The following is a 22,326-nucleotide window of genomic DNA, read 5'->3' as shown; positions in this document are numbered from 1 at the left end:
GCCCGGTCGGCAACTGCCCTCATCGGCTGATGGAGGTGGCAGGCTCCAGCACGAACACCGGGATTTCCCGCTGGGTGCTGCGCTGGTACTCGGCATACGGCGGGTACGCGGCAACCGCCCGCTCCCACCACCGGACCTTCTCGGCCCCGGTGACCTCGCGCGCCCACATGTCCTGCTTGACCGGGCCGTCCTGCAGCTCGATATGCGGGTCGGCCTTGACGTTGAAATACCAGGCGGGATGCCTCGGCCCGATGTCGGGCGAGACGTTCCCCTTCGACCCGCCGGAACTCTCGTACAACGCCACCTGATCGCCTACCCACTGCTCCGGGCTCGGCTCGTACTCACCTTCCAGAGGCACAGATACCTCCCCATACTTTTCTGTCGTTGGCTCTGGACACCTCTTCGGAGGTGAGCGTCCGGGAGGAGCAGCGTCTTACTGTGACCTCCACCTGCCCTTCAGCGGTTCCTACGAGTAAGAAGCACCAGCACCGCGGCGCTGTCATGACGTGGACAGAATCAAGTACTCAGACCTCGACATCCGCGTGGCGAAGGACGCCAAGTCGGAGACCTACGACGCCTGGTTGGGACCGGACCGCATCGGAACCTTGGTCTACGAGTTGACGGCCGGCAGGGTCGCGATGATCTCGGTCGCGGTTGAACCGGAGTACCAGCATCACGGTGTGTCGGGCGAGCTGATCGCCGGCGCGCTCGAGGACGTCGCGGACTCCGGACGGAAGGTGACGATCATCTGCCCGGTGGTCCGCTCCTTCATCGACGATCATCCGGAGTACGCCGGTGTCGTCGACCCCGAACGCCCCGGCATCCGGTCGCGCCGCTGATGGACCGCTCTCGGGCATCGTCCGTTGAGGTGTTCGCTCGTACCATCGCATGGCCGCATGGAGTGGGCCTACGGATCCGACGGGGACGGACGTGCCCACCTCCATGCGGCCTTGCTTGATCCTCCGGCGTGCCTGAGAACGACCGGCGTGCCCGGGAACGACCGGGCGCGACAACCTGGTTGGCGTGGAGGCCACTGTCGCTCGTGGTGGTGGCCTCCACGCCATGGCTCAGAGGGCGGCGATGCCTTCGCCGCCGACCGCGCCGGGTACGACGACCGATCCGGTCCGGGTCAGGGACCCGTCGGCGTTCACACGGAAGGCGTCGACGCCGCCGGCGGCGCCGGTCTGGGCGTAGAGGAATCTGCCGTCGCCGGAGACGGACACGTCCACCGTGCCGGCCCCGGTCGGGGTGGTGGTGAGCGAGGTCAGTGTGCCGTCCTGCCCCGTCCGCAACCCGCTCAACGTGCCGCTTCCGGCGTTCGCCGCGTAGATGTCGTTGCCCACGGTGGCCACCCAGCAGGTGGCTGCCTGTCCGGTCGCCTTCTCGTCGACTTTGGTGAGGTGGTTGTCGCCGTCGACCCGATAGGTGGCAACCGCGTTCGGTCCGGCTTCGGTGACGACGAGCCGCCTGGCGCGGTCGAAGGAAAACCCGAAGGGCACCGAGCCGGGCGCGCCCGTGATCACGGGTTTGGTGGCGATACCCGGCAGACCGACCCGGAAGACCTCGAAGCTGTTGCCTCCGGCTTTGGTGGTGACGATCAGCCTGCTGCCGTCCGGGGTGAAGCCGATCTGTCCCGGAGTGTGCGTGAACTGCGGTGTCGCTGCCGGGTCCAGCCCCAGACCTCGATGCCATGACGGCACCTTCACCAGATGCCCGGCGACGTTGAGGTAGCCCTGCACCGAGCCACCGTCGAGGGCGTTGAGGACGTACACGAGGTTGCCGTGCACGGTGACGCTCACCGGGAACTCGCCTTCGGAAGTGACGATTTGACGCCGCAGGAGGCGATCGCCCCGGACGGCGAAGACGGTGACGGTGTCACTGTCGGCGTTGACCGCGTACAGGAGACGGTGCGCCGGGTCGTACGTCAGGGATCTCTGGGAAGCCGGCTTGTCCACGACGGCCCCGTCGAGCTTGCCGCCCAGACCTCCGGTCGCGTACACACCCTGCTGTTTCAACGTGCCGTCGTCCGCACGGTCGTAGGCCACGACAGTGTTGCCGTCTTGCGCGTCGCTCTACATGAACACCGGCGCATCGGAGGCTACCTGCCTCGGGTGATGCGGGCTCGCCGACGCGGAGCGGTGAACATGGCTACGCCGGTTGCAATGGCGACCGCCGTGGTGGCGGACCGGGCGATCCTGTTCATCTTCTTCATCGGTCTCCTCGTTCTGCGTGGCGGCGGTCTCTGCCGCCGCCACGCCGCGTACGGGCCTTGGTCGGCCTCGCACTGGCATGAGCGTCCGATCGGCCCAACTGCCTTACGGCGCCGGGCCCGTACGTCAACGCGGCGTGCGGCCGGACGTTACCGGCCTGGCGGACTGCGGCGCCACTCCCAAGAGCTCATCCAGCGGCCCGCCCCGCACAGCCAAGATCTACAGCTGCTGCAAATACCCCTGAGCCTTGATGAACAGGACATACAGGGGGAATACTGGAGCAATGCTTCGTAGGGAACTTGAACTGCTCGAAAGAGCGACAGAGTCTGCCCTCATAACAAACATCATTGAAGGGATTGGGAAGGGCGGCGGCCTGCTCCTGGTGAAGGGAGAGGCTGGTACCGGAAAGAGCCGACTGCTGTCAGAGGTCCGGACCGGGGCGGTCCAGGCCGGTTTCGGTGTGACCGCTGCACGCAGCACGGAATTCGAACAGGATTTTGCCTTCGGTGTAGTGCGGCAACTGTTTGAAGAGTTGGCGTTGAAGGCCGATCGGACCGCTCGGGAGTCCTTGTGGACCGGGGCGGCCAAGCAGGCGAGAGAAGCCATTGAGGCCATCTCCAGTGCTGGTGAACCTGGCGATTTCGCGGTTCTGCACGGTCTCTATTGGCTCACCATCAACGCATGTCAGGACCGCCCACTCGTATTGCTGGTGGACGACATTCAGTGGTGCGACAGGCCGTCACTGCGGTATCTGGCTTACCTCCTACCCCGCATTGAGACGCAGCCGTTGCTGGTAGCTGTTGCGCTACGCACAGGCGAGCACGCTACTGATGAGCGACTGCTGCAGCACATAATCTCCGCTCCGGCGCTCGTGGAGCTGAATCCGAAGGAGCTCAGCGCCCAGGCGACCGCAACCTTGCTGGAGCAGGTAATGGATGGTGAGGTGGAGGAAGAGTTCGCAATTACCTGTCACAGGGCCGCCGGTGGAAACCCGTTGCTGTTGCGTGAACTCGGCCTTACCTTCTCCGCGCAGGGCTTGTCAGCCAGCGACAGGAACGCCGGACGGGTGGCCGATCTCGGGGGGCTTGCGGTGGCCGATCTGGTCGCCTCTCGACTCATGGCTTTGCCGGCGGCTTGCGCACCACTGGCTCGGGCGGTCGCAGTTCTGGGCGACCGCTCGCCGCTGATGCGCGCTGCGCGCCTGGCAGGGCAGGATTCCATCAGCAGGGCTCTTGAGTGCGCCATCCTCTTGGAGCAGAGGGGAATTGTGCGTATCGACGAGGTGTACGGGTCTCCGACTCTCTCCTTTGTGCACCCCCTTGTGCGTAATGCGGTCTATGAATCCCTCGACCGCGCCGACCGCACCACAGCACATCACCGTGCCGCAATACTTCTGCGGGAGAGTGGTTCTCCCGCGGAGCAGGTGGCCTACCATCTGATGCGAATACCGGCAACCATGGATCCGGTGGCCGTTACGGACCTACGTGCTGCCGCCGCTGCTGCAGCGGCGCGCGGCGCTCCGGAGAGCGCCTATGTCTACTTGCGTCGAAGTCTTGACGAGGCGCCCAAAGGCGACGAGCGGCGAGCGATTCTTCTGGAAGCCGGGAAGACGGCGCTGCTGTTTGATGTCGTGACCGGGGCTCGTCTTCTGCAGGAAGCGTGGGAAGGTATGGGCCCCGTTGAACGCGCGGAAATTGCGCCCTATTTGGGCATGGCCTATATTTACCTCGCACGGCCGGACGCCGGCGTTGATATACAAAAATCGACAATTTCGGGCCTTCCGGCCACTGATGAGGATCTCAGGAAGCGCCTTCAGGCCTGCCTCCTCAGTTCCAGTACGTGGTATGTCCCCGGTAGGGAAGACATAGTCGACTGCTTGCCAGAACTACGTCAACTCCCGCACGGCGACGGCTACGGAGACCGCCTTCTGTATTGTGCGGTCGCCGGCCGCAATACCGCTCTTGGAGATCCGTCCGGAGTGCTTCGCGCGCGCGAGACCCTCGCAGATGATGCGTTCGTCGACCAAGCAGATCCCAACGGGCCGCTGGCTTGCGGATGGTGGTCCCTGGCGGCGGCTGACGACGATATGTCAATAGCCAGCCTGGACAGTGCGGTGAAGCGAGCTCACGTGGGCGGTTCCCTCTTCACATTGGCCTCCGTCTACATTCATCGCGGCTACACCTTGTTGTGGCACGGTGATCTTGCAGGGGCCGAACAAGATGGACGCGAGACAATTCGAGTGGGACAACTGAACGGTTCGGCGGTTACCCGCCTTTTGGGCTGCACAGTTTTGGCCGAGCCCTTGATCGAGCAAGGACGTCTCGACGAGGCTGAGCGGACTCTGGCCGAGGTGGGAGTCACCGCAACAACCTGCCCTCCAGGTCCGGTGTACCTGTCCCTGACGGCGCTCAGCCGACTGCAAAGAGTCCGTGGCAACTATGAAACGGCTCTTGAAATTGCCCTACAGGCAGAGGAGGCATGCCGTCTCTATCAGATTCAGAATCCCGCAGTGGCGGACTGGAGAACACTGGCAGCACTGGCTCTTCACTACCTTGATCGCGACAGTGAGGCTCGCGTCATCGCGGATGAGAATCTCGACCGTGCTCGACGGTGGGGCGCGCCTCGCACTCTGGGTCGGGCCTTGCGTGTGTCTGGCCTCATTTCGCCGGAACGGGACCGAATCGAACTATTCGAAGCGGCAGTAAGCGTACTCAAAGACTCCCCTGCGCACCTTGAGTATGCAAAAGCCCTGGTCGATTTCGGTGCCGCACTACGCAAGGCCGGTCACCGCAACGACGCTCGTCCGCCCCTACGACAGGCCCTTGATCTCGCCACCCGCTGCGGCGCAGTACCCCTGTCGGACCGAGCCAGTGCTGAACTCGCCACCGCAGGAGCCCGCCGTCGACGCACAGCACTCACCGGTCCAGGCGCGCTCACCCCGTCCGAAAGAAGAGTCGCGGATTTGGCGGCACACGGTCAGACGAACCGGCAGATCGCTCAAACTCTCTTCGTCACCCCGAAGACTGTTGAGGTCCACCTTTCAAACTGTTATCGCAAGCTGTCCGTTACCAGCCGCGTACAGCTTCCCGCCGCACTGGGTGCGTCGTGAATGAGGTGGAGACTTCACGAGGGGAAGTCCACTGGCGTGGCTGGGGCAGAACCGGAAGCCGTTGGTGGATCGTCGCCGGCGGCCTGGGCGGATGCTTCCGACATCCCTGAGCCTGCTTGCTCTGCGGCGTAGGCGGCCACGAGTCGGTTCCAGTCGTACGTGCCCGGCATGATCTCCGAGACGAGGTGTGCGCGGATCAGCCGTGAAAGGGTCTGACGCACCCAGTGTTCGGGCTGCGCGGCTGTTCTGGCGGCGTCGGCCGCGGCGAACACGTGGCCAGGCCAGGCGCCGAGGGCGCGGAAGAGCGAGGCGGCCTCCGGGTCGAGCAGACGGTACGACCGGGCGATGGAGGCGCGCACGTCGAGCACTGGGTCCACTTCGCTGGTGAAAGCATCTAAGGGGCCGTGTTCGGACGGTGCGTATTCGTCGGCCAGGCTCGCCAAAGGCATCTGAGGGCGGTAGGCCGCGCGGGCGGCGACATTGGCCAGTGCGAGGGGGAGGCGTCCGGCGAGGTGGATGATGCGGTCGACTGCTTCGGGCTCGGCAGACGTCCTCGCTGCTCCGAGGCGCCGGGCGAGAAAGCTGCGTGCGTCGTCCTGGCTCAGGGGGAGCAGGGTCAGGGGAAGCGCCTGGTGGGCAGCCACCAGCGCGTGGAGCTGCATGCGGCTGGTGATGAGGGCCATGGAACCGGGGCTCCCCGGGAGGAGATGCTTCAGCTGGTCCGCGTTCCAGGCGTTGTCGAGCACAACGAGCATGCGGCGCTTGGCCAGCAGGTCCCGGAACATGAGCCCACGAGCCTGCGTGGTCTCGGGTAGGACCTCGGGCCGGACCTCCAGAGACTGCAGGAAGTCCGCGAGGACCCCTGCCGGGTCCCTCGGCTCGGCTCCTGGCCCCTCCCCGTGCAGGTCGGCGAAGAGCTGGCCGTCCGGGAAGCGGTCTGCCAGACGATGGGCGACAGTGGTGGCGAAGGCTGTCTTGCCGACGCCTGCCGCCCCGCCGACCACACAGATGGCCACCGAGGACGACGCGTCGGCATCGGCGATCAGATGCTCGACCTGCTCTTGTTCCTTCTCGCGCCCGACGAGATGGGGCAGGGCTGCCGGCAGTTGGGCCGGCGGCCGGGGAGAGGCGGTATGCCGCCCGCCGACGGTGCGGTCGGTGCTTTCCGGCAGCTGGAATCGCCCGGAGAGGATGCGCTCGTGGACGTGCCGCAGTTCCGGAGACGGGTTGACGCCGAGGCGTTGACGCAGCCGGTGACTGGTCGAGTGGTAGATCGTCAGCGCCTCGGACTGCCGCCCGGCGCCGTACAGCGCGGTCATGAGGAGGGCGCATACGCGCTCGCGCAGCGGGTGTTCGGCAAGGAGAGCGGACAGTTCAGCGGCAGCCTCGGCGAAGCGCCCCCTCTCCACCTCGCAGGCCAGCTGGTCTTCGGCGCATGCGAGTCGCAACTCGCCCAGGACCCTGCGCTGCTGGCTTGCGAACGGTCCCGGGACTCCGGCGAGGGCCTCCCCTTTCCACATTTCGAGGCCCATGCACAGCAGGTTCGCCGCGGCCTCCGGGTCGCCGGCGCTGCGTGCCTCTCGTGCTTCGGTCGTCGTCTCCTTGAACCTGTTCAGGTCCACGGCGTGCGGTGGGATGCGCAGAAGGTAGCCTCCGTCGACCAGGTTCAGTGAGCTGTCACTCCGCTTACCCAGCGCTCGCCTGAGCCTGTAGACATAGGTGCGCACGGAGCCTATGGCCGACAGCGGGGCCTCATCGCCCCACACGTCCTCCACTAGTCTCGAGAGACTCACCGGCCTGCCCGCCCTGAGCAACAACGAGGCGAGTACTGCGCATTGCCTGGGCTGGCCGGCCGCCTCCTCCAGCCCTTGCTTGTGCAGTCGGACCGGGCCCAGGACCGAGATCTGGATGTCCGCGTCCATGACTTCTACCGCCCTGAATGCTTGTCAGGGAAACGGTCGATGTCCGGGAGGACCGTCTCGCTGCCCCGAACGGGGTGCGGGTCGCTACACGCATACGGGAATCGACCGGGCACACGCACGTGCAGGTCGGAGGTGACGGTGACTGCCTTGTCGATGGTGAGTTCCAGGTCGGGTGAGCTCATGGTGATTCCTGTTCTGTGGTCGATGCGCAGGGTGGAGCGGGTCGGGAAGGTGGAGGTTGGTCAGGGGCGGGCGCACCGGGATGTGGAGGGCAGTGCGCAAAGGAGGCCGCTTCAGGCCGGCGCTTCGTGAACGGTCAGGAGGGCCCAGTGCGTGGCGGTGCCGCCGGGGTGGGGCCGGGTGCCGTGGCTGGTGGCCAGCACCTCGACGAGGGCCAGGCCACGGCCGTGCTCCTCGCGAGTGCAGGAGGAGGTCCAGGCGCCGTCGTCCTGGGCCGGGCCTCCGTCGGTGACGCCGACCCACACGACTTCTGCGGCCCGATCCCGATACAGGTGCAGCGTCACCGGCGCCAAGGCATGCTCGACGGCGTTGGTGACCAGCTCGGACACCACCAGCAGCACCGACTGCGCGGCGTCCTGGTCCACGTGCCAGTCCTCAAGGACGGTACGGGTGATCGCTCGCGCCGCACCCGCGGCGACCGGCCGGTGCTCCAGCGCCCGGCTCACCGCGCCACCGACCGCTGCACCCGGCCCGGACACCACGGTGTCCGGTCGGTCAAGCGTCGGGCACGTGTCCAGGGCCGGGCGCACCAGGTCCTCGACGGTGGCGTGCATGGCGATCACTTCCCGTACTGCGGGAAACGGCCTCATCGATCTCGGGCCCTTTCGGCGAAATCCTTACGCCCTCTGTTCTACGAGCCTCGATCAAGCCGGGCATTAGGGGTGGCCCCTAATGTTTTGGGGCCTTGACCCCCGATCTTGGCCACCTGAGACAACGAGGCCGGCCAGGCGCGCGCGTCCGTTGTGGTGCCCGGCGCCGGGTGAATGGCGACGACCAGTGCCATGACAGTGAGTCGTCATCCGCCGCCGCGACCTCCCGGACCGTCACCGCCGCGATCCACGATCCACGATCCGCGATCCGCGATCCGCGTCCGGATACGAACAAGATCGCGACGCCGTCGGTAAGACGGCGCGACGAGCCGACACTAACTGCCTGCACGATGACGCCGGCCGTTGTGCATCACCGGACCGGGGCTCCCAGGACAAGAGAAAGACGTGATTCGATGCACAACACGGCGCCAGTGACCGACCCTGTCGTCAGGGTACGAACGCACCAGCTTGCTTTTTTCTCAGCGGTGATCTCCCTGGTGGCCGTCTTTGCCGCCGTGGGCTCGACTATCCCGCTGTTCAACGTCTACCGGGCCGAGAACGGGTTCACCAACGCCGAGATCTCGATCACCGTCGTCGCCTACTCCGTCGCCACCCTCGCCACACTGTTGTTCCTGGGCAGACTGTCCGGTCATCTGGGTCGGCGGCCCGTCTCGATCGCCAGCCTCATCCTGCTCCTGCTCGGCTGCTTGCTGCTGTTGGACGTGCACGACATCGGCATTCTGATCGCCGGTCGGGTCATGATGGGCCTCGGCGCCGGACTCGCCAGCAGTAGCCTGACGTCCTACATCGTCGACGCCGCACCCCCCAAGCCGGCCTGGTTGGCGTCGGTCGCCTCCAGCCAGACGGTCATGCTCGGCCTCGCCGTCGGCGCCGTCGCGTCCGGCGCCCTGGTCCAGTACGGGCCGTGGCCGCGGGACCTGATCTACCTGGTTGTCATCGGTCTCCTTCTCCTGTCGGTCGCACTCATCGCCGTCAGCACGGAAACCGCTACTCCCATGCCGGGCGCCTGGCGATCACTGCGGCCGCGGGTCGGCCTGCCCGCGCGGGTCAGGCGGCTGCTCCCCGTCGCGGCAGCGGTGTTCCTGGCCACCTGGGCGGCCGGGGCCTTCTACCAAGCGTTCGTGCCCGCACTGGTCGAAGACCAACTGCACACGCGCAGCACACTCGTCCTCGGAGTGACATTCGCTGCCTACATGGGTCCCAGCGTCCTCGGCGCTCCCCTCGGCGGCCGGTTCACATCCGCGAGAGCCCAGCGCGTCGGCATGATCGGTTTCCTGGTCGGCATGATCGGTGTCATCACAGCCATCGGCACCGGCACGCTGGTGCTTTTCATCGCCGCGACGGTCGTCGCCGGCGCCAGTCAAGGCATCGCCATCAGCGCCGCAACCCGAGGCCTGCTGCACGGCAGCATCCTGGCCGACAGGGCACCGACTTTCAGCGTGATCTACCTGTTCTCCTACAGCGGGGCGATGATCCCTGCCCTCATCGCCGGCCAACTCACCCACATCTTCTCGCTGCCAGAGATCTCGCTCGCCTACGGCGCACTTGCCTTGGTCTCGACCCTGTTCACCGTCCTCCGCGCCCGCAACCCGCAGCTCAGTGCGATCGCGAACAGCCAGGACGTCCAGTAGCCGAACGAACTTCGTTTCTTAGGGAGAGCGTATACATGTTCAGTCGCATATTGGTCGCGGTCGATCCAAGCCCCTCGCGTCTCACGTCCGTACGTATGGCCGGTGAGCTGGCCCGGCTGGCCGGTGCCTCCGTCCACGTCCTGCATGTCGTCGCAGCGACCGCCACACTCGACACCGTCGTAGGCCTGGAGGACGACGCCGAAGCCAGGGCGATCCTCGACGAGGCCGTCCTCGCTCTGCGCGGCGAAGGAGTCAAGGCGGACGGCACGCTCGCGAACGGTTTGCTCAACGATGTACCGGCCCTGATCAACGAAACGGCCGGACAGTTCGGTGCCGATCTCATCGTCCTCAGCCCGCACCACCGCGGAGTCGTCGCCGCCCTCTTCAATCCCCGCGTTAGCGACATCGTCACGCACGCCAGCCACACGGCCGTCCTCCTCGCTCCGGACAGGGCCGCGGCCACCGGCGCCTGACGAAGGGGAGGACGCATGAAAGTCGCCGTGATCGGCGGAACCGGGCTCATCGGGTCGCGGGTGGTGAACGTCCTGAACGCGAGCGGGCACGAGGCCGTGCCGCACTCACCGTCCACCGGACTGGCTCTGTTGAGCGGGAAGGGTCTGTCCGAGGCGTTGCCGGGAGCCGATGTCGTCGCGAACCTGACTGACTCGCCGACCTCCGACGAGGCCGCTCTCGCGTTCTTCCGGACGACGACGAAAAGCCTGCTGCGGGCCGCCGAGTCCGCCGACGTCGGCCACGCGGTGGTCCTCTCGATCGTCGGCGTCGATCTCGTGCCGGGCCTCGTGTACGACCGCGCCAAGGTGGTGCAGGAGGACATCGTCAAGACCGGTTCCGTGCCGTACTCGATCGTCAGCGCCACGCAGTTCTTCGAGCTCATGGATACGGTGATGTCGTGGACCTCCGACGGCAGGACCGTCCGGCTGCCCGCCACGCGCCTCCAGCCCATAGCCGCGGCGTCGTTCAGGCCGTAGCCGCGGTCTGCGTCGGTGCCCCGCTGAGGGGCACCCGCAAGTCGCCGGCCCCGAGGCCTCCACCCTCGACGAGCTGGGCCGGATCACTCCGGCCGCGCGTGCTGACCAGCGCAGCGTCGTCACCGACAGCACGGCCGGCATATACGCCGCCGCCTCGGGAGACGACCTCATAGCCAAGGGGGACGCAGTCGTCGCCCAAACCACCTACCGGGACTGGCTCAGGTCGTGACCGAGACGGGGCCTGTACGAAGGGTCCCCCGACAGAAAGTGTGACCATGGCGATCAATCCCGAAGCCGAGGCTTCCGTGAGGGAAGAGAACAACGCTGCACTCATCGCCGCTTTGGACGGGTCAACTCTCAGTGAGGTGGAGTCCAGTTGGGAGCTCGACGTGCTCAACGACGCGGAGCACGGTCGCTGGGTCGCCGCCCTCGGTCCCGAAGCCATCGGCGAACTTTCGTACCGGTTCGTGGGCGGCCGCGTTGTGCTGCTGACGACCTGGGTCGACCCGGCCTACCGCAATCATCGGGTGGCCACGGAACTCGTCGCTCGCGTGCTGGACGAGATCCGCGAAACCGGGAAGAAGATCACCATCATCTGCCCGGTGGTGGGTGAGTTCATCGAGCGCAACCCGGAGTACGCCGACCTCATCGACAAGGTCCACCCCGGTGCCGGCGCCCACCCCGAGCCGGAACGCGCGGGAGCCGGACCCGACGAGGAGCTCACCGCGGTCGAGCGCGACCTGACGTAACCGTCCGGTGTTGGGGCCGAGCGTGAACGTCGCGACGTCTCCTTGGACGTCCTCAAAGTGACGATGAAGGCGTCCTCCGGGCCGAAAGAAGGAGCCTCATGGACAGCGCATCACAGCAGCAGCGCATCGTGGTCGGGATCAGCGGATCGCTCAACAGCCTTGTCGCGCTGCGGAGGGCAGGCACCGAAGCCCGGCTCACCGAGCGCCGGCTCCTGGCAGTCATGGTCTGGCGTCCCCACGTCACGGACCCACCTGTCGGGACCGGTCGATCAACCCTCAAGGGCACCAGGACCGCAGCCATGAGCCTGCTGAAAGACATACTCAACGATGTCTTCGCCGCCTCTGACGACGGCGTCCCCATCGGTGGACTGGTGATCTCCGGCAACGCGGGCCGCACCCTTGTGCAGATCGCCAACAAGGAAACCGACCTGCTGGTCGTCGGCGCCGGACACCACAGGAGACTCCGCCGCCGGCGATCACCTGTCGCCCGCTACTGCCTCACCCACGCCACCTGCCCGGTCCTCGCCGTCCCCCCGCCCTCACTCCAGCTCGACCTCGAAGCCCTCACCCGCAAGAAGCGCCTGCTTCACACCATGGCCCACGACCTCTCTCGCTTGAGCGCATGAACCGCGAACAGGGTCGTTCCCTGCGTGCGTGTCCTTGAGCAGTGACCGGTCGCTCACAACTGCCGGCCGAGCGCTGCCGCGTGCACCTTCATCACAGGGGCGAACCGGTCGCGGAGTTCATCGACGGTGACGCGGGAGCTGGAGGCGCTGACCGAGACGGCGGCGACCAGCCGGCCGTCCGGATCGTGGACCGGTACGGAGATGGAGAGCAGTCCGACCTCGAGCTCTTCGGAGTTGATCGCCATGCCCGCCGCTCGGGCGGCCTGGATGCGGCTCCCTGAGTGCGCTCTACTTCGCCGGCTGCGGATTCCTGGTCCTCATGGGCCTGGTGCTGGGCTCGCCGGTCTGGATGGTCCTGGCGTCGATCTTCTTGATCGGCTGCACCATCAGCGGCGGGCAGAAGAGTGTCATCGCGCTCGCTGCGGCCTTCTATCCCGAAGAGGTACGCTCCACCGGCATCGGCTTGGCGCTGGGCATCGGTCGCGTCGGTGGGATCGTCGGCCCGATGATCGTCGGCGGTCTGCTGGCCGACGGCATGAGCCACGAGCAGCTCTTCATGATTCTCATGGTCCCCACCGCGCTGTGCGGACTGATCGTCCTGTACCTGGGACATCGCGCGAAGCGGCTGCAGTTGGCCTGATTGTGGAGTTGGCCAAGTACTGAGCCCATCGGCCTTGTTGAGAGACGCTGCTCTCCGTTGCCCGGGCGCCCGTCGCTTTGCACATCGTAACGTCGGGCGGGGCGCGCGGGCCGGGGCGGCGGCGGAGTGGGGGAGGGCCGGCCGCGGGGGTACCGTCGTCGGGGCGTCGCGGCCGGCGTGACTCCGGCCGTGACCCGGGACACGCCGTCTACGTCGGGACCGTTGGCGGTCGGTTCCAGGTCCGTGAGGACAGTGGGTGGCGGGACGCAAGGCTCTCCTGCGCCAACGAGCAGGACGACGATGGGGAGTTCGTTGCCCAGGAGCCGATCTCGCGAGGCGGCAGAGAACGGACGCGGATCGAGTTGGCACGGGGCAGGTTGTTCTCGTACTCGTTCTGCTGATCCGCGAAGAAGCCGCATCCACCCGGCGGCGGCCGCGGCGCGGGTGCGCAACTCGTCGGCCGAGCGCGCCCGTTCAGGCCTGCGGATCGAGGGTGCCTTGGTACCTGGGCGCAACGGACAGTGGTGCGCTGGTCGATGGACCACGGACGCCGGTGGGAGGACCTGACCGGACGAACCACCTGTTGCCGCGGCATCCTGAGGATGTCAGCCCAAGGCGGGGTAGTCGCCGGCGGCGAGGTCGTCGAGGAGGCTTGGGTGGGCGGGCTTCCAACCGAACCGTTCGCGGGTCCGTGCACTCGACGACGGCATGTCAAGGGCGAACAGTCGACCGACGAGGCCGAAGCGCTCGGGCGGGGCCGACTCGACCGGCATCGCGAGGACTTCGCCGATGGCTTCGGCCAGCGACCTCATGGTGTCGCCCTCGTCGGCCACCGCGTGCAGGACCGTGCCCGGCGCAGCGTCCTCGAGTGCGATGTGGAACAGCGGGGCGACGTCGAGCCGGTTGACCGCCGGCCACCGCTGCGTGCCGTCGCCGACGTACGTTGACACGCCCGTTTTCTGCGCCGCGGCGATGAGTGCCGTGCAGAAGCCGTATGCCAACCCGCGCTGGTGCACGGAGCGGGGCAGTCGCACGACGGAGGAGCGGACGCCCTGGGCGGCCAGGGCCAGCACCGCGTCGGAGTTGCGGCCGCGGCCACCGACCGGCCCCTTGGTGGTGTTGGGGTCCTCCTCGGCGGAGATGTGGCCTGGCACCATCGGCGTGAGGCCGGCGTGGACGAACGGCTTGCCACTGCCTACGAGTTCGGTCGCGAGGGTCTGCACGGCGCGCGCTTCCTCGTAGATGCCCTGCTCCAAGTTGCTCCAGTCGTTGCTGAAGGCGAGGTTGATGACACCATCGGCTTGCGCGACGCCGGCGCGGAGGCCGTCAAGGTCGGTGAGGTCTCCGCGCAGCGGCGTCCCGCCGGCGGCCGCGAGGACCGAAGCCGCCGTATCGGAGCGGACGAGGCCGAGCACCTCGTGGCCCGCGGCGATGAGGTCGGGAACAACAACCGAACCGATGCTGCCGCTGGCGCCAGTGACGAATACGCGGATGGGAGGCTCCGGATGACTGGTGCGACGCCGCGTCGCAGGATGGGTATGGCGAGGGTCAGGCGTGGCGGTGGTAAGTCTGTGGATCCACGGGTCGCTTGGACTTGGGAAGCCCGCCGACCACGAGACAGTAGGAGTCGGTGACGAGGTCCTTCACCAGGTTGCCGTCGACGGTGTCTCCGCCCTCCACCGTGATCCAGTGCCTCTTGTTCATGTGGTAGCCAGGGGTGATGTCCGCGTACTGCTCACGCAGGGCGGTGGCGTCGTCCGGATCGGCCTTGAGGATCACCACGGGACGTCCCGGCATGTCGGTCATCAGCATGAAGACCTTGCCGCCTACCTTGTGGAGCTCCCAGTCGGGGTCGAAACGTTGCTCCTGGTCGGCGCCGGGCAGGTCCGCCGTATGGTCACGTGCGATCTTCTGCAGTTCCTGTCCGTCCAAGGTGATCAACTCCTCTGTCGGTTCGAGTGCCTGGCGTGTATCGGTTCGGGTCCTACCGCCGGTCGCCGACCGTGGCGTGGAGCAGGCAGATGACCTGCCGGTAGGATCCTGGCCGTCCACTGCCTACGGGAGGACCCGGATGACGGTCTTCCCGAGGCGCCGCGTGGTGGGGTTGAGGGCGCCGATGGCGTCGTCGAGGCTCGCGATGTCGCCGATGTTGGTCCGCAGCCGTCCGTCCCGCACCCGCTGTACGATCTCGCCGAGTTCGGCGCGATCAGCTTCGACGACGAAGTCCACGGCCAGGCCGTCAGCGGGCCGTGCTTCCACCGGGCCGACGATGGACACCAGGGTGCCTCCGGCCTTGATCAGGGCGGCGGACTGCTGTTGGACGTCGCCACCGATGACATCGAAGACCAGGTCGACGTCGCCGACGTCTTTGAGTGAATCGTTCTCGAGGTCGACGAACTCGTGGGCACCGAAGTCGAGTGCCTTGTCGCGGTCGGCGGCGCGGCCGGTGCCGATGACGTACGCGCCCGCTTCACGTGCGAGCTGGGTCACCATCGTCCCGACCGCCCCGGCCGCGCCATGGGCGAGGACGGTCTGGCCGGCCTGGAGGCGGCCGTGCTGGAACAGTCCTTGCCACGCGGTCAGACCTGAGATGGGCAGGGACGCGCCCACCGTGAAGTCGACGTCGCCCGGCAGCGGTGCGAGATTGCGTGCTTCGATCGCCACGTACTCCGCGAGGGTCCCGTCGCGGTGCCAGTCGGCGAGGCCGAACACCCGCTGCCCGATCGATAGGCCCGTCGTGCCGTAGCCGAGGGCAGTGACCACTCCGGCCAGCTCGTGGCCGGGGATCGACGGTGTCTTGTCGTGGCCGGCGCGATCGGCCCAGGTCGAGGGCCACTCCATTTCGGTCGGGACGAAGCCCGAGGCATGGATCTGAACGACGACGTCGTTGATCGCCGGGATCGGCTCAGGCCGCTCCGTCAGTGTCATTCCGGCCGTTCCCGCGGCCTGGTCGGTGACCACAATGGCTTTCATCGAAATGCTTCTTCCTCGGATGTGTGGTGGGTGCCGGTTTCCGGGCGGGTTCCTACATGAAGGTGAACAGCTCGTCGGCGTCGAAGCGCGAGATCGGAGTGGTGTACACCTTCTCCGGGTCGGGGTAGCCGAGGGCCAGCAGCAGCGTGGTGGAGTGTCCGCTCTCACGGATCTTGAAGGCCTTGTCGACAGTGGTCGGGTCGAACCCCTCCAGCGGCGTGGCCTCGACGCCGAGTTCGGCGGCCGCCATCATGGTCAGGCCCACCGCCATGTAGGTCTGCTTCTCCATCCAGTGGTTCAGGTCCTTGTAGCCGTAGTTGCGCAGGTTGAGGAAGTCCCGGGTCATGGATTCCCACAGCTCCTGCTTGGACGGGTCGGGGAACCGGCCGTCGGCCTTCTCCTTCGTGAACACCGCCTCGATGTGGCTGTCCGGCACGTCTGCCCGGGTGGTGAGGATGATGGTGTGCGACGCGTTCAGGATCTTCTCGGCGTTGTCCTGGAACCGTTCGCCCAGGTTGTCGGCGAGCCGCTCTTTGCCTTCGGGCGTGGCGAGGACGTAGAAGTGGTTGGGCTGTACGTTCACCGATGACGGCGTGGAACGCAGGAACCGCAGCAGCTGCTGAAGGGTTTCCTCCGGGATGGTCCTGCTGGGGTCGAAATACCTGGTGAGGTGCTTGCTCATGAGCTTGTCGAGATTCATGTCCGCCTTCTTCGTGCGATGAGTGGGTGAGGGGCGGAGGGACGGTGGTCCGCAGGGTCTGGGCTAGTTCGTGCCGCGGGCGAGTAGTTCGTTGATGCGCTCGAAGCTGATTCCTGTCGTCGCCGAGGCGAGGTCACCCGCGACCAGAGCCTTGATGGCCTGGTCGAGTGCCTCCACCGCGTGGGCGTAGAGCGCCGGACCCACACTGATGCGCTTGACCCCGGCCTTCTGCAGCTCGGCAACGGTCAGCACCGTGTCCGCCGGCGAGATGAGGACATTCACCGGTGTCGGTGCGACAGCGGTGACGATCGCGACGAGTGCGTCGAGGTCGGGCGGGAAGGGGGCGTAGAGCACGTCCGCGCCGGCCTCGGCGAAGGCCGTCAGACGCCGGATGGTGTCGTCGAGATCGGGCCGCCCCTGGAGGAAGTTGTCGGTACGGCCGGTGACGACGATGCGCCCCTTGGCCGCGTGAACGGCGCCGTGTACGCGGGTTACTGCCTCGTCGAAGTCGCGGATCGGTTGTTCCGGATTGCCCGAGGTGTCTTCGATCCCGATACCGGCCAGGCCGGACCCGACGGCGGCTTCCACGGTTGCGGCGACGTCTTCAGGCGTGTCGCCGTAGCCGTCCTCGAAGTCCCCGTTGACGGGCAGCCCGGTGAGCCGGCCCAGCAGCCGTGCATGCTCGAGGTGTTCGCCACGGGTCACTTCGTGTCGCCCGTCGGACCGGCCGAGCGTGGTGGCGAGCGCTGCCGATGATGTCGCGATCGCCTCGAAGCCGGCGTCGGCCAGCATCAGGGCCGAGAGGCCGTCCCATGCGTTCGGCATGACGAGGCCACCGTCGCGGGTGTGTAGCGCCATGAAGCGCTCATAGAGTTCGGAGCCCGACATGTCGAACCTTTCCGAGTGATCGTTGTGGGGCGGTGAAGGAGTTGCCGGCTGAGTGCGCAGACGCGACGAGCGTCGGCGATCAGACGGTCGTAGCGGCCGGGTTGACGGCGGGGATGTCGACGTCGGTCTGGTTGACGTTGTTGATGAAGTTGGTCAGCAGGGCCTGCACCGCCACCGTCACGATCGCCAGGATCTGCGCGTCGGTGTACCCGGCGTCTCGTACGGCCGCGAGGTCGGCGTCACTGACCTGACCGCGGCTCTCCACCACCTGCTGAGCGAAACGAGCGACCGCGGCACGCTGGGGGTCGGTCGAACCGCCGGCCCGGGCCAGGTCGATGTCGTCGCTCGACATGCCGCCGAGTTCGGACGATACGTAGGTGTGCATCGCCAGGCAGTAATCGCAGTCGTTGGCCTGTGACACGGCCAGTGCGATGGTGTGCCGCGTCTTCGCGTCCAGAACCCGGCTCAAGGTGCTCTGCAGGGTCATGACGACGTCGAGGACGGTCGGGTTCGACGCGAGGGTCGTGAACATGTTCGGGACGAAGCCGAACTGCCCGCCGATGGTGTCGAGGATGCCCTTCGCGCCGTCCGGGACGTCGTCGGGAGAGGGAACAGTCAGGCGTGACATGGCGAATCAACCTCCGGTGAGTTGTGAAAGGTCAGCGTCGGGCCCAGGGCGGTTCTTACTGCTGCGGAGAGCCGGTCGCCGTGGTGACGACGAACCCTGCGGCCCTTTTTTGGGCTTTCCAGCCCACTTCCTGGAGTGAACACCACTCGTTCTGGGCTGTCAAGCCCAATCTGATGTATCGTCGAAGCATGGTCACGACTACGGCAGCTCCGGCGCCTCACGAGCTCACATCGAAGGGGCGGGCGACGCGCGCCCGCATCGTGGAGCACGCCGCGGAACTCATCTACGCCAAGGGAGTCCACGCGACGAACAACGAGCAGCTCCGCCGCGCCGCCGGCGTCAGCGGATCGCAGCTCAACCACTACTTCCCGACCAAGGAGAGTCTCGTCCTGGCCGTGATCGCCTGGCAGGCCGAGCGCGTCCTCACATTCCACCGCGACGAGCGGTTCACCGGCTTCGACAACCTCGAAGCGCTCCGGGAGTGGGCGGATTTCTACGTCGGCTACGAGCGCGCCTACCAGGAAGGCTGCACGCTCGGCTCCCTGGCGAGCGAGATCATCAAGACGGACCTCGACGTTCACGATGAGCTGGCGAGTGCGTTCGACCAGTGGCGGGGGATCTTCCGCGATGGAATCGAGCGCATGCAGCGACTCGGCCGGATCAGCGCCGAGGCCGACCCCACGCAACTGGCCCATCTGTTCCTCGCCGCCTTCCAGGGCGGCATGCTCCTCGCCCAGGTCGCGCGGGACATCGCTCCACTGAAGGACGCGTTGCAGGCGGCCATCGACCACCTGCAGACCTTCGCGACGTCTCCGGACGCCGACGGAGTCCAAGCTCGGTAGCCGCTGCCACGCGCATGGGGCGACGGCGCGAGTCGCGGTGCACGTCGTTCCGGGGCCACGTTGCCGTACACGCTTTCCCGTACGGTCAAGATTGTTTGGCGACTGTCCGGGGGGCTGTTGTGCCCACCATCGAACTCACCCGGTTCCGCGTGGAACCCGGCCGCGCATCCGGGCTGCTGGCAGCTCGTCCCGCGATGCTCGCCGACTTCCGGGCGGACCGTGCAAGCTTCCTCGACGCGCACTTGATCCAACTGCCGGACGACGAGTGGCTCGACATGGTGGTCTGGCGGAGTTCGCAGGACTTCGCCGCCTCGCGGGCCAAGGGTGCCAACCTTCCCGGAACCGCTGCCTTCTTCGGTGCGATCGCCGAGCTCGTCAGCTCCGAGGAAGGCACTGAGTTCGACATCGCGGCGAAGCGGGTCGGCTAGGAAGGCGGTTTCCCTCGAACATCGTCCGACGGAGGCCTGCGTGACCACATCGACTCGGCCGTCGGATGCGGTCCGCGCCGACCAGGCCGACATCCCCGGACAAGCCCAGAGCCATGACGCCGCTCACCTCTACCTGGCGAGACGGAGCGGAGACGGAACCGCCGTACACCCGCAGGCCCCACCATCTCCAACCCGCGCACACCGCGCTCTTCCCTGCATCGGCCGATGGCGAATGACGCAGCAGCGCTGACGAATTGCGCACAGACCTGATGAGCCTATTCGGGCTGTAGCCGAAGAAGACGCTCCCGGTTCCATACGCTCAGGACATGAGGATGACGTCGCAAAAGCTCAAGGACCAGAAGGAGAAGAGCTGATCAACAGCGAACTTGCGGCGTGCCTGGCGCGGCAGGTGGACTCCGGTGCAAAGGCAGACACTCAGGAGATCTTCCTGGTGGGCTTCTTGGCCGCAGCCGCCCAGCTCCTGGCCTCCTGGAACTACATCCGTGGCGTCGCGTTCGGCGGCGGTCACACGTCCTTCTGCGTTCGGACTCATCTTGGCGTCACACTCTAGACCGGCCAGAGGTGCCGCTCAGGGTGGCCAAATGAAGCGCTCAGTCACAGCGTGACGAGAACCTGCTGGTCAAATCGCTACGGTCGACCGCCCGTAAGGTCCACGGCGGTCGGTGTCGGCCACAGTCGGCACCGATCATCATGCTTTCCCCTGAAGCTGCTGGCCTGCCCTGTGACCTGCTTATCTATGCACTGAACTGCGGGATGAGACGAATTCCTCTCCTGCGGCGCAAGGTGGGGTGGGTGTGGGGGTGATGGGTGGGGTGTCTCACCGTGTGGTGTGGGCTTCAGTAACTGGTTGATGAGCTGTGTGGTTTCGGGTTCGGGTGAGCAGTCGAGTGTGGTGTTGATGTGTTGGAGGCGGGTGATGGCGGTGTGCAGGCCGGTGCGGTTGCCGCAGGCAGCCTCCAACCGCATCCAGGCTCGGTAGAGGATTTCGGCGGTGTGGTCTGCCTCGAGGCCGGTGGTGATGGCCTGGCGGGCGGCGCTGGGGTTGTGGTGGGGGCCTGGGGGTGTGCGGTGGGTGGCCACGGTGTGGGCGACGTCGATGATGCGGGTGATCATGTCCTGCTGGTAGGGGTCGGCCCAGGGCGGCGCGGTTGCTCCGAACGGCCGGCCGCGCACCAGGGTGAGGGCCTTTTCCAGGTCGGTCAGGCCGTTCGGGCCTAACGGGAGTGCGTGTTCGACGAGTTGCAGGAAGCGGTTCCAGTCGCAGCGCACCGCGGGGGCGAGCTGGTAGGGGTCCTGATTGGAGGTGCGGCGCGGTACATAGGGGTTGCCGGAGGGGTCATGGCCCAGACAGCGGCGCAGGCCCTGCAGGCGGGCGTTGAGGGTGCTCGTGGTCCAGGGGTGTGCGGGGTCCATGGCGGCGCACAGTGCCTCGGCGCTGCGGCCGGGCCGGAAGTAGAGCAGTGCGGCGAGTTGCGCCATCCGCGGGCCGTGGCCGGTGTGGTCCACGCCGGTCACCTCGATGGGGCCCAGCACCCTAATCTCCGGCGCGTGCAGGTCGTGCGCCTCGCACTCGCCCCCTCCTGGTACTGCGCGTTCGAGGAAGGTTGCACCGGCGTCGGGGTCGGGGGTTTCGGCGCTGTCGGCGGTCTCGGCCACGGCCGAGGGCACGGCACCCTCTGGGGCAGGGAGCGCGGCCTCGGTGTCTGCGCCGGGATCGCCTGCCGGGGGTGAGGGCGCAGTAGTGGCCAGGAGCCTTGGCTCGGACCGATCGGCACTCGTGGTCAGCAGTGCCGGAAACACGCCGTGGGCGGCGACGGACGTTGCCGCCCACGAGACGCTTGGTGGGGCAACGGTCTCCGCCGCGGCTGGCTTGTCCGGCGCGGTCCGCCCGGATGGCTGCGTGTGGCCGGGCTCGTCGGGGATGTGGTGCCAGGGTCCTTCGGCCGGGTGGGGTGGCTGCCCGGACACGTTCAGTGCGGTGGTGATCTGCTGGTAGGCAGCGTGCTCGAGGCGCTGCACGGTGATGTCGGTGCCCGTGTAGTGCAGGCGCTGCGGCTCGTGGAGCGAGGCGTTGAGGATTTCGGCCTCGGGGAAGTGGGGGGCGGCTGTGTTTGCGGGGGCGATCAGCGTGACGGGTGCCGCCTCTGCCCGGTCGATCAGGTCGGCGTACTGCCAGGCCGTGTCCGCGTCCAGCGCTGTTGCGCACAGCAGCAGGTAGGGGTGGTGTGCGGTGTCGGGCATCTGGTGTGCTTCCAGGAGGCGTTCGCTCAGATCGCGCAGGGCGTGCGCGGCGTGGTGCATGTGGGTGATCCGGGTGGTGGGCAGCAGGCGGGGCAGGTCGTCGCCGAATCCCACGGTGACGATCTCGACGTCGCTTGCCCATGGGCTCATGGCGCGTTCCAGCGCGAGGGAGGTGCACACCTCGGTGATGTGGACGGGGTTGCCGTCCAGCAGCAGCGCGGGCAGCTGGGCGAGGTTGAGCAGCAGGAGATCGCCTGTCGGGGTGCTGCCGAGGGTGACCAGCCCGGGGTAGGGGGCCGGCACCTGGCGGGCGTCGTCCTCGTCCAGCAGGCCGGCGCCGGTGGGCAGGGCCCACCATCCGCCCTGCCCGGCCGTGAAGGGCGCCGCCGGGGCTGCGGTGAGGTCCTCGGGCAGTACCTCTACCGTGCGGGTGCCGATCCGGGCGGCCCGCAGCGGCGGCAGGATCGCGTTCTTCTGGGCCGCGTGGTGGGCGAGCGTGCGCAGTGCCGCGTCCAGGCGGGCGGCGCCGCGCGGCTCGGCGGCCGCCGCCAGCTGGGCCTCGGCCGTGGACGGTTCGGGCGCGATGGCGATCGTCTCGCCGGGTTTGCGGCGGCGGCGCTGCAGCGTGCGGCGCAGGGCGAGTGCACCGGTGATGGCGGCCGCCAGCAGCGCGCCGGCGCCGAGAACGGTGCGCAGGTTCAGCGGGCTGCCGGCGGGAGCGCTTGCCGGGGTTGGGGACGTGGTCGGGGCGGGGGAGGGGGCTGCAGCGGCGCCGGACCCGTCAGCTGGCGCCGACGGTGAGGCGGCAGACGGTGACGCGCTGGCGCTGGGTTTTGGGGCGGCGGAGGCGGGTGCCGATGGCGATGCCTGATCCTGTC

Annotated in this window: 22 protein-coding genes and 1 pseudogene; 10 read left to right on the top strand and 13 right to left on the bottom strand. The window is 67.2% G+C overall.

The window, feature by feature from the left end:
* Positions 1–19: 19 nt before the first annotated feature.
* Positions 20–358 (bottom strand): nitroreductase/quinone reductase family protein, encoded by a 339-nt coding sequence (locus JYK17_RS35830; RefSeq protein ID WP_108015987.1) that lies wholly within the window; start codon positions 356–358, stop codon positions 20–22.
* Positions 359–506: 148 nt separating this feature from the next.
* Here JYK17_RS35830 and JYK17_RS35825 point away from each other — a divergent pair, with 148 nt between their 5' ends.
* Positions 507–839 carry a GNAT family N-acetyltransferase gene (locus JYK17_RS35825; RefSeq protein WP_108015986.1) on the top strand — a complete coding sequence of 111 codons (333 nt, stop codon included), beginning with the start codon at positions 507–509 and terminating at the stop codon, positions 837–839.
* A 228-nt stretch (positions 840–1,067) separates the two neighbouring features.
* On the opposite strand, the gene JYK17_RS35820 is transcribed toward JYK17_RS35825, so the two are convergent.
* Positions 1,068–2,045 (bottom strand): lactonase family protein, encoded by a 978-nt coding sequence (locus tag JYK17_RS35820; protein WP_234548402.1) that lies wholly within the window; start codon positions 2,043–2,045, stop codon positions 1,068–1,070.
* Positions 2,046–2,460: 415 nt separating this feature from the next.
* Here JYK17_RS35820 and JYK17_RS35815 point away from each other — a divergent pair, with 415 nt between their 5' ends.
* Entirely contained in the window at positions 2,461–5,319 is a 2,859-nt protein-coding gene (locus tag JYK17_RS35815; RefSeq protein ID WP_108015985.1) for a helix-turn-helix transcriptional regulator, read from the top strand.
* A 14-nt stretch (positions 5,320–5,333) separates the two neighbouring features.
* On the opposite strand, the gene JYK17_RS35810 is transcribed toward JYK17_RS35815, so the two are convergent.
* Together JYK17_RS35810 and JYK17_RS35805 are read right to left on the bottom strand one after the other, a co-directional pair.
* Positions 5,334–7,241, bottom strand: a complete 1,908-nt coding sequence (locus JYK17_RS35810; protein ID WP_222812028.1) for an AfsR/SARP family transcriptional regulator — start codon at positions 7,239–7,241, stop codon at positions 5,334–5,336.
* Positions 7,242–7,534: 293 nt separating this feature from the next.
* Positions 7,535–8,035, bottom strand: coding sequence for an ATP-binding protein (locus JYK17_RS35805; protein WP_108016005.1), 501 nt, complete (start codon positions 8,033–8,035; stop codon positions 7,535–7,537).
* Between the two features lie 206 nt (positions 8,036–8,241).
* Here JYK17_RS35805 and JYK17_RS35800 point away from each other — a divergent pair, with 206 nt between their 5' ends.
* The 5 genes and pseudogenes from JYK17_RS35800 to JYK17_RS35780 all read left to right on the top strand — a co-directional run bounded on the left by JYK17_RS35800 (position 8,242) and on the right by JYK17_RS35780 (position 12,087).
* Positions 8,242–9,723: an MFS transporter gene (locus tag JYK17_RS35800; protein ID WP_234548403.1), complete on the top strand. Its 1,482-nt coding sequence runs from the start codon at positions 8,242–8,244 to the stop codon at positions 9,721–9,723.
* Between the two features lie 35 nt (positions 9,724–9,758).
* Positions 9,759–10,196 (top strand): universal stress protein, encoded by a 438-nt coding sequence (locus tag JYK17_RS35795; RefSeq protein WP_222812027.1) that lies wholly within the window; start codon positions 9,759–9,761, stop codon positions 10,194–10,196.
* A 15-nt stretch (positions 10,197–10,211) separates the two neighbouring features.
* Positions 10,212–10,941, top strand: a pseudogene (locus JYK17_RS35790) (SDR family oxidoreductase).
* Positions 10,942–10,987: 46 nt separating this feature from the next.
* On the top strand, positions 10,988–11,461 hold the full coding sequence (locus tag JYK17_RS35785; protein WP_128804320.1) for a GNAT family N-acetyltransferase: 474 nt from the start codon (positions 10,988–10,990) through the stop codon (positions 11,459–11,461).
* Positions 11,462–11,559: 98 nt separating this feature from the next.
* The gene (locus JYK17_RS35780; RefSeq protein WP_128800744.1) at positions 11,560–12,087 is read left to right on the top strand and encodes a universal stress protein; all 528 of its coding nucleotides are present in this window, start codon (positions 11,560–11,562) and stop codon (positions 12,085–12,087) included.
* A gap of 53 nt (positions 12,088–12,140) precedes the next feature.
* Here JYK17_RS35780 and JYK17_RS35775 read toward each other — a convergent pair whose 3' ends face one another.
* Positions 12,141–12,332, bottom strand: coding sequence for an IclR family transcriptional regulator domain-containing protein (locus JYK17_RS35775; protein ID WP_234548404.1), 192 nt, complete (start codon positions 12,330–12,332; stop codon positions 12,141–12,143).
* A 32-nt stretch (positions 12,333–12,364) separates the two neighbouring features.
* Between JYK17_RS35775 and JYK17_RS35770 the strand changes: the two genes are divergently transcribed.
* Positions 12,365–12,727 (top strand): MFS transporter, encoded by a 363-nt coding sequence (locus JYK17_RS35770; protein ID WP_261996509.1) that lies wholly within the window; start codon positions 12,365–12,367, stop codon positions 12,725–12,727.
* A 605-nt stretch (positions 12,728–13,332) separates the two neighbouring features.
* Here JYK17_RS35770 and JYK17_RS35765 read toward each other — a convergent pair.
* From JYK17_RS35765 to JYK17_RS35740, 6 genes are all read right to left on the bottom strand, one after another.
* Entirely contained in the window at positions 13,333–14,220 is an 888-nt protein-coding gene (locus JYK17_RS35765) for an SDR family oxidoreductase (RefSeq protein WP_222812031.1), read from the bottom strand.
* A gap of 55 nt (positions 14,221–14,275) precedes the next feature.
* A complete protein-coding gene (locus JYK17_RS35760; RefSeq protein WP_108016004.1) occupies positions 14,276–14,659 on the bottom strand; it encodes an MmcQ/YjbR family DNA-binding protein in 384 nt (127 codons plus the stop codon).
* Positions 14,660–14,782: 123 nt separating this feature from the next.
* Complete coding sequence (locus tag JYK17_RS35755) at positions 14,783–15,700, bottom strand: NADP-dependent oxidoreductase (RefSeq protein ID WP_108015977.1); 918 nt, start codon at positions 15,698–15,700, stop codon at positions 14,783–14,785.
* A gap of 52 nt (positions 15,701–15,752) precedes the next feature.
* Positions 15,753–16,400 carry a nitroreductase family protein gene (locus JYK17_RS35750; RefSeq protein ID WP_222812026.1) on the bottom strand — a complete coding sequence of 216 codons (648 nt, stop codon included), beginning with the start codon at positions 16,398–16,400 and terminating at the stop codon, positions 15,753–15,755.
* Between the two features lie 63 nt (positions 16,401–16,463).
* Positions 16,464–17,288, bottom strand: coding sequence for an isocitrate lyase/PEP mutase family protein (locus JYK17_RS35745; RefSeq protein WP_108015975.1), 825 nt, complete (start codon positions 17,286–17,288; stop codon positions 16,464–16,466).
* 79 nt (positions 17,289–17,367) lie between these two features.
* Complete coding sequence (locus JYK17_RS35740) at positions 17,368–17,916, bottom strand: carboxymuconolactone decarboxylase family protein (RefSeq protein ID WP_222812025.1); 549 nt, start codon at positions 17,914–17,916, stop codon at positions 17,368–17,370.
* Positions 17,917–18,104: 188 nt separating this feature from the next.
* Here JYK17_RS35740 and JYK17_RS35735 point away from each other — a divergent pair, with 188 nt between their 5' ends.
* Both JYK17_RS35735 and JYK17_RS35730 read left to right on the top strand, forming a co-directional pair.
* Positions 18,105–18,758 (top strand): TetR/AcrR family transcriptional regulator, encoded by a 654-nt coding sequence (locus tag JYK17_RS35735; protein WP_108015973.1) that lies wholly within the window; start codon positions 18,105–18,107, stop codon positions 18,756–18,758.
* Between the two features lie 119 nt (positions 18,759–18,877).
* Positions 18,878–19,186, top strand: coding sequence for an antibiotic biosynthesis monooxygenase (locus JYK17_RS35730; protein ID WP_164932081.1), 309 nt, complete (start codon positions 18,878–18,880; stop codon positions 19,184–19,186).
* A 319-nt stretch (positions 19,187–19,505) separates the two neighbouring features.
* Here JYK17_RS35730 and JYK17_RS35725 read toward each other — a convergent pair whose 3' ends face one another.
* Together JYK17_RS35725 and JYK17_RS35720 are read right to left on the bottom strand one after the other, a co-directional pair.
* On the bottom strand, positions 19,506–19,715 hold the full coding sequence (locus tag JYK17_RS35725) for a hypothetical protein (RefSeq protein ID WP_164932080.1): 210 nt from the start codon (positions 19,713–19,715) through the stop codon (positions 19,506–19,508).
* 119 nt (positions 19,716–19,834) lie between these two features.
* Positions 19,835–22,326, bottom strand: a 2,492-nt coding sequence (locus tag JYK17_RS35720; protein WP_222812024.1) for a bacterial transcriptional activator domain-containing protein, incomplete at its 5' end; no start/stop codon positions are given.

The organism is Streptomyces plumbidurans (assembly GCF_019857225.1).
In the GTDB taxonomy this organism is placed as follows: Bacteria; Actinomycetota; Actinomycetes; order Streptomycetales; family Streptomycetaceae; genus Streptomyces; species Streptomyces plumbidurans.
The sequence above is the reverse complement of the archived record's forward strand: the minus strand, read 5'-3'. Positions and strand labels throughout refer to the sequence as shown.

What these genes read in the sequence shown, in the direction of transcription:
- JYK17_RS35815 (WP_108015985.1), top strand. Translation starts at nt 2,461, where the DNA reads ATGAACAGGACATACAGGGGGAATACTGGAGCAATGCTTCGTAGGGAA.
- JYK17_RS35810 (WP_222812028.1), bottom strand. Translation starts at nt 7,241, where the DNA reads ATGGACGCGGACATCCAGATCTCGGTCCTGGGCCCGGTCCGACTGCAC.
- JYK17_RS35805 (WP_108016005.1), bottom strand. Translation starts at nt 8,035, where the DNA reads ATGCACGCCACCGTCGAGGACCTGGTGCGCCCGGCCCTGGACACGTGC.
- JYK17_RS35795 (WP_222812027.1), top strand. Translation starts at nt 9,759, where the DNA reads ATGTTCAGTCGCATATTGGTCGCGGTCGATCCAAGCCCCTCGCGTCTC.
- JYK17_RS35785 (WP_128804320.1), top strand. Translation starts at nt 10,988, where the DNA reads ATGGCGATCAATCCCGAAGCCGAGGCTTCCGTGAGGGAAGAGAACAAC.
- JYK17_RS35780 (WP_128800744.1), top strand. Translation starts at nt 11,560, where the DNA reads ATGGACAGCGCATCACAGCAGCAGCGCATCGTGGTCGGGATCAGCGGA.
- JYK17_RS35775 (WP_234548404.1), bottom strand. Translation starts at nt 12,332, where the DNA reads ATGGCGATCAACTCCGAAGAGCTCGAGGTCGGACTGCTCTCCATCTCC.
- JYK17_RS35755 (WP_108015977.1), bottom strand. Translation starts at nt 15,700, where the DNA reads ATGAAAGCCATTGTGGTCACCGACCAGGCCGCGGGAACGGCCGGAATG.
- JYK17_RS35750 (WP_222812026.1), bottom strand. Translation starts at nt 16,400, where the DNA reads ATGAATCTCGACAAGCTCATGAGCAAGCACCTCACCAGGTATTTCGAC.
- JYK17_RS35745 (WP_108015975.1), bottom strand. Translation starts at nt 17,288, where the DNA reads ATGTCGGGCTCCGAACTCTATGAGCGCTTCATGGCGCTACACACCCGC.
- JYK17_RS35740 (WP_222812025.1), bottom strand. Translation starts at nt 17,916, where the DNA reads ATGTCACGCCTGACTGTTCCCTCTCCCGACGACGTCCCGGACGGCGCG.
- JYK17_RS35735 (WP_108015973.1), top strand. Translation starts at nt 18,105, where the DNA reads ATGGTCACGACTACGGCAGCTCCGGCGCCTCACGAGCTCACATCGAAG.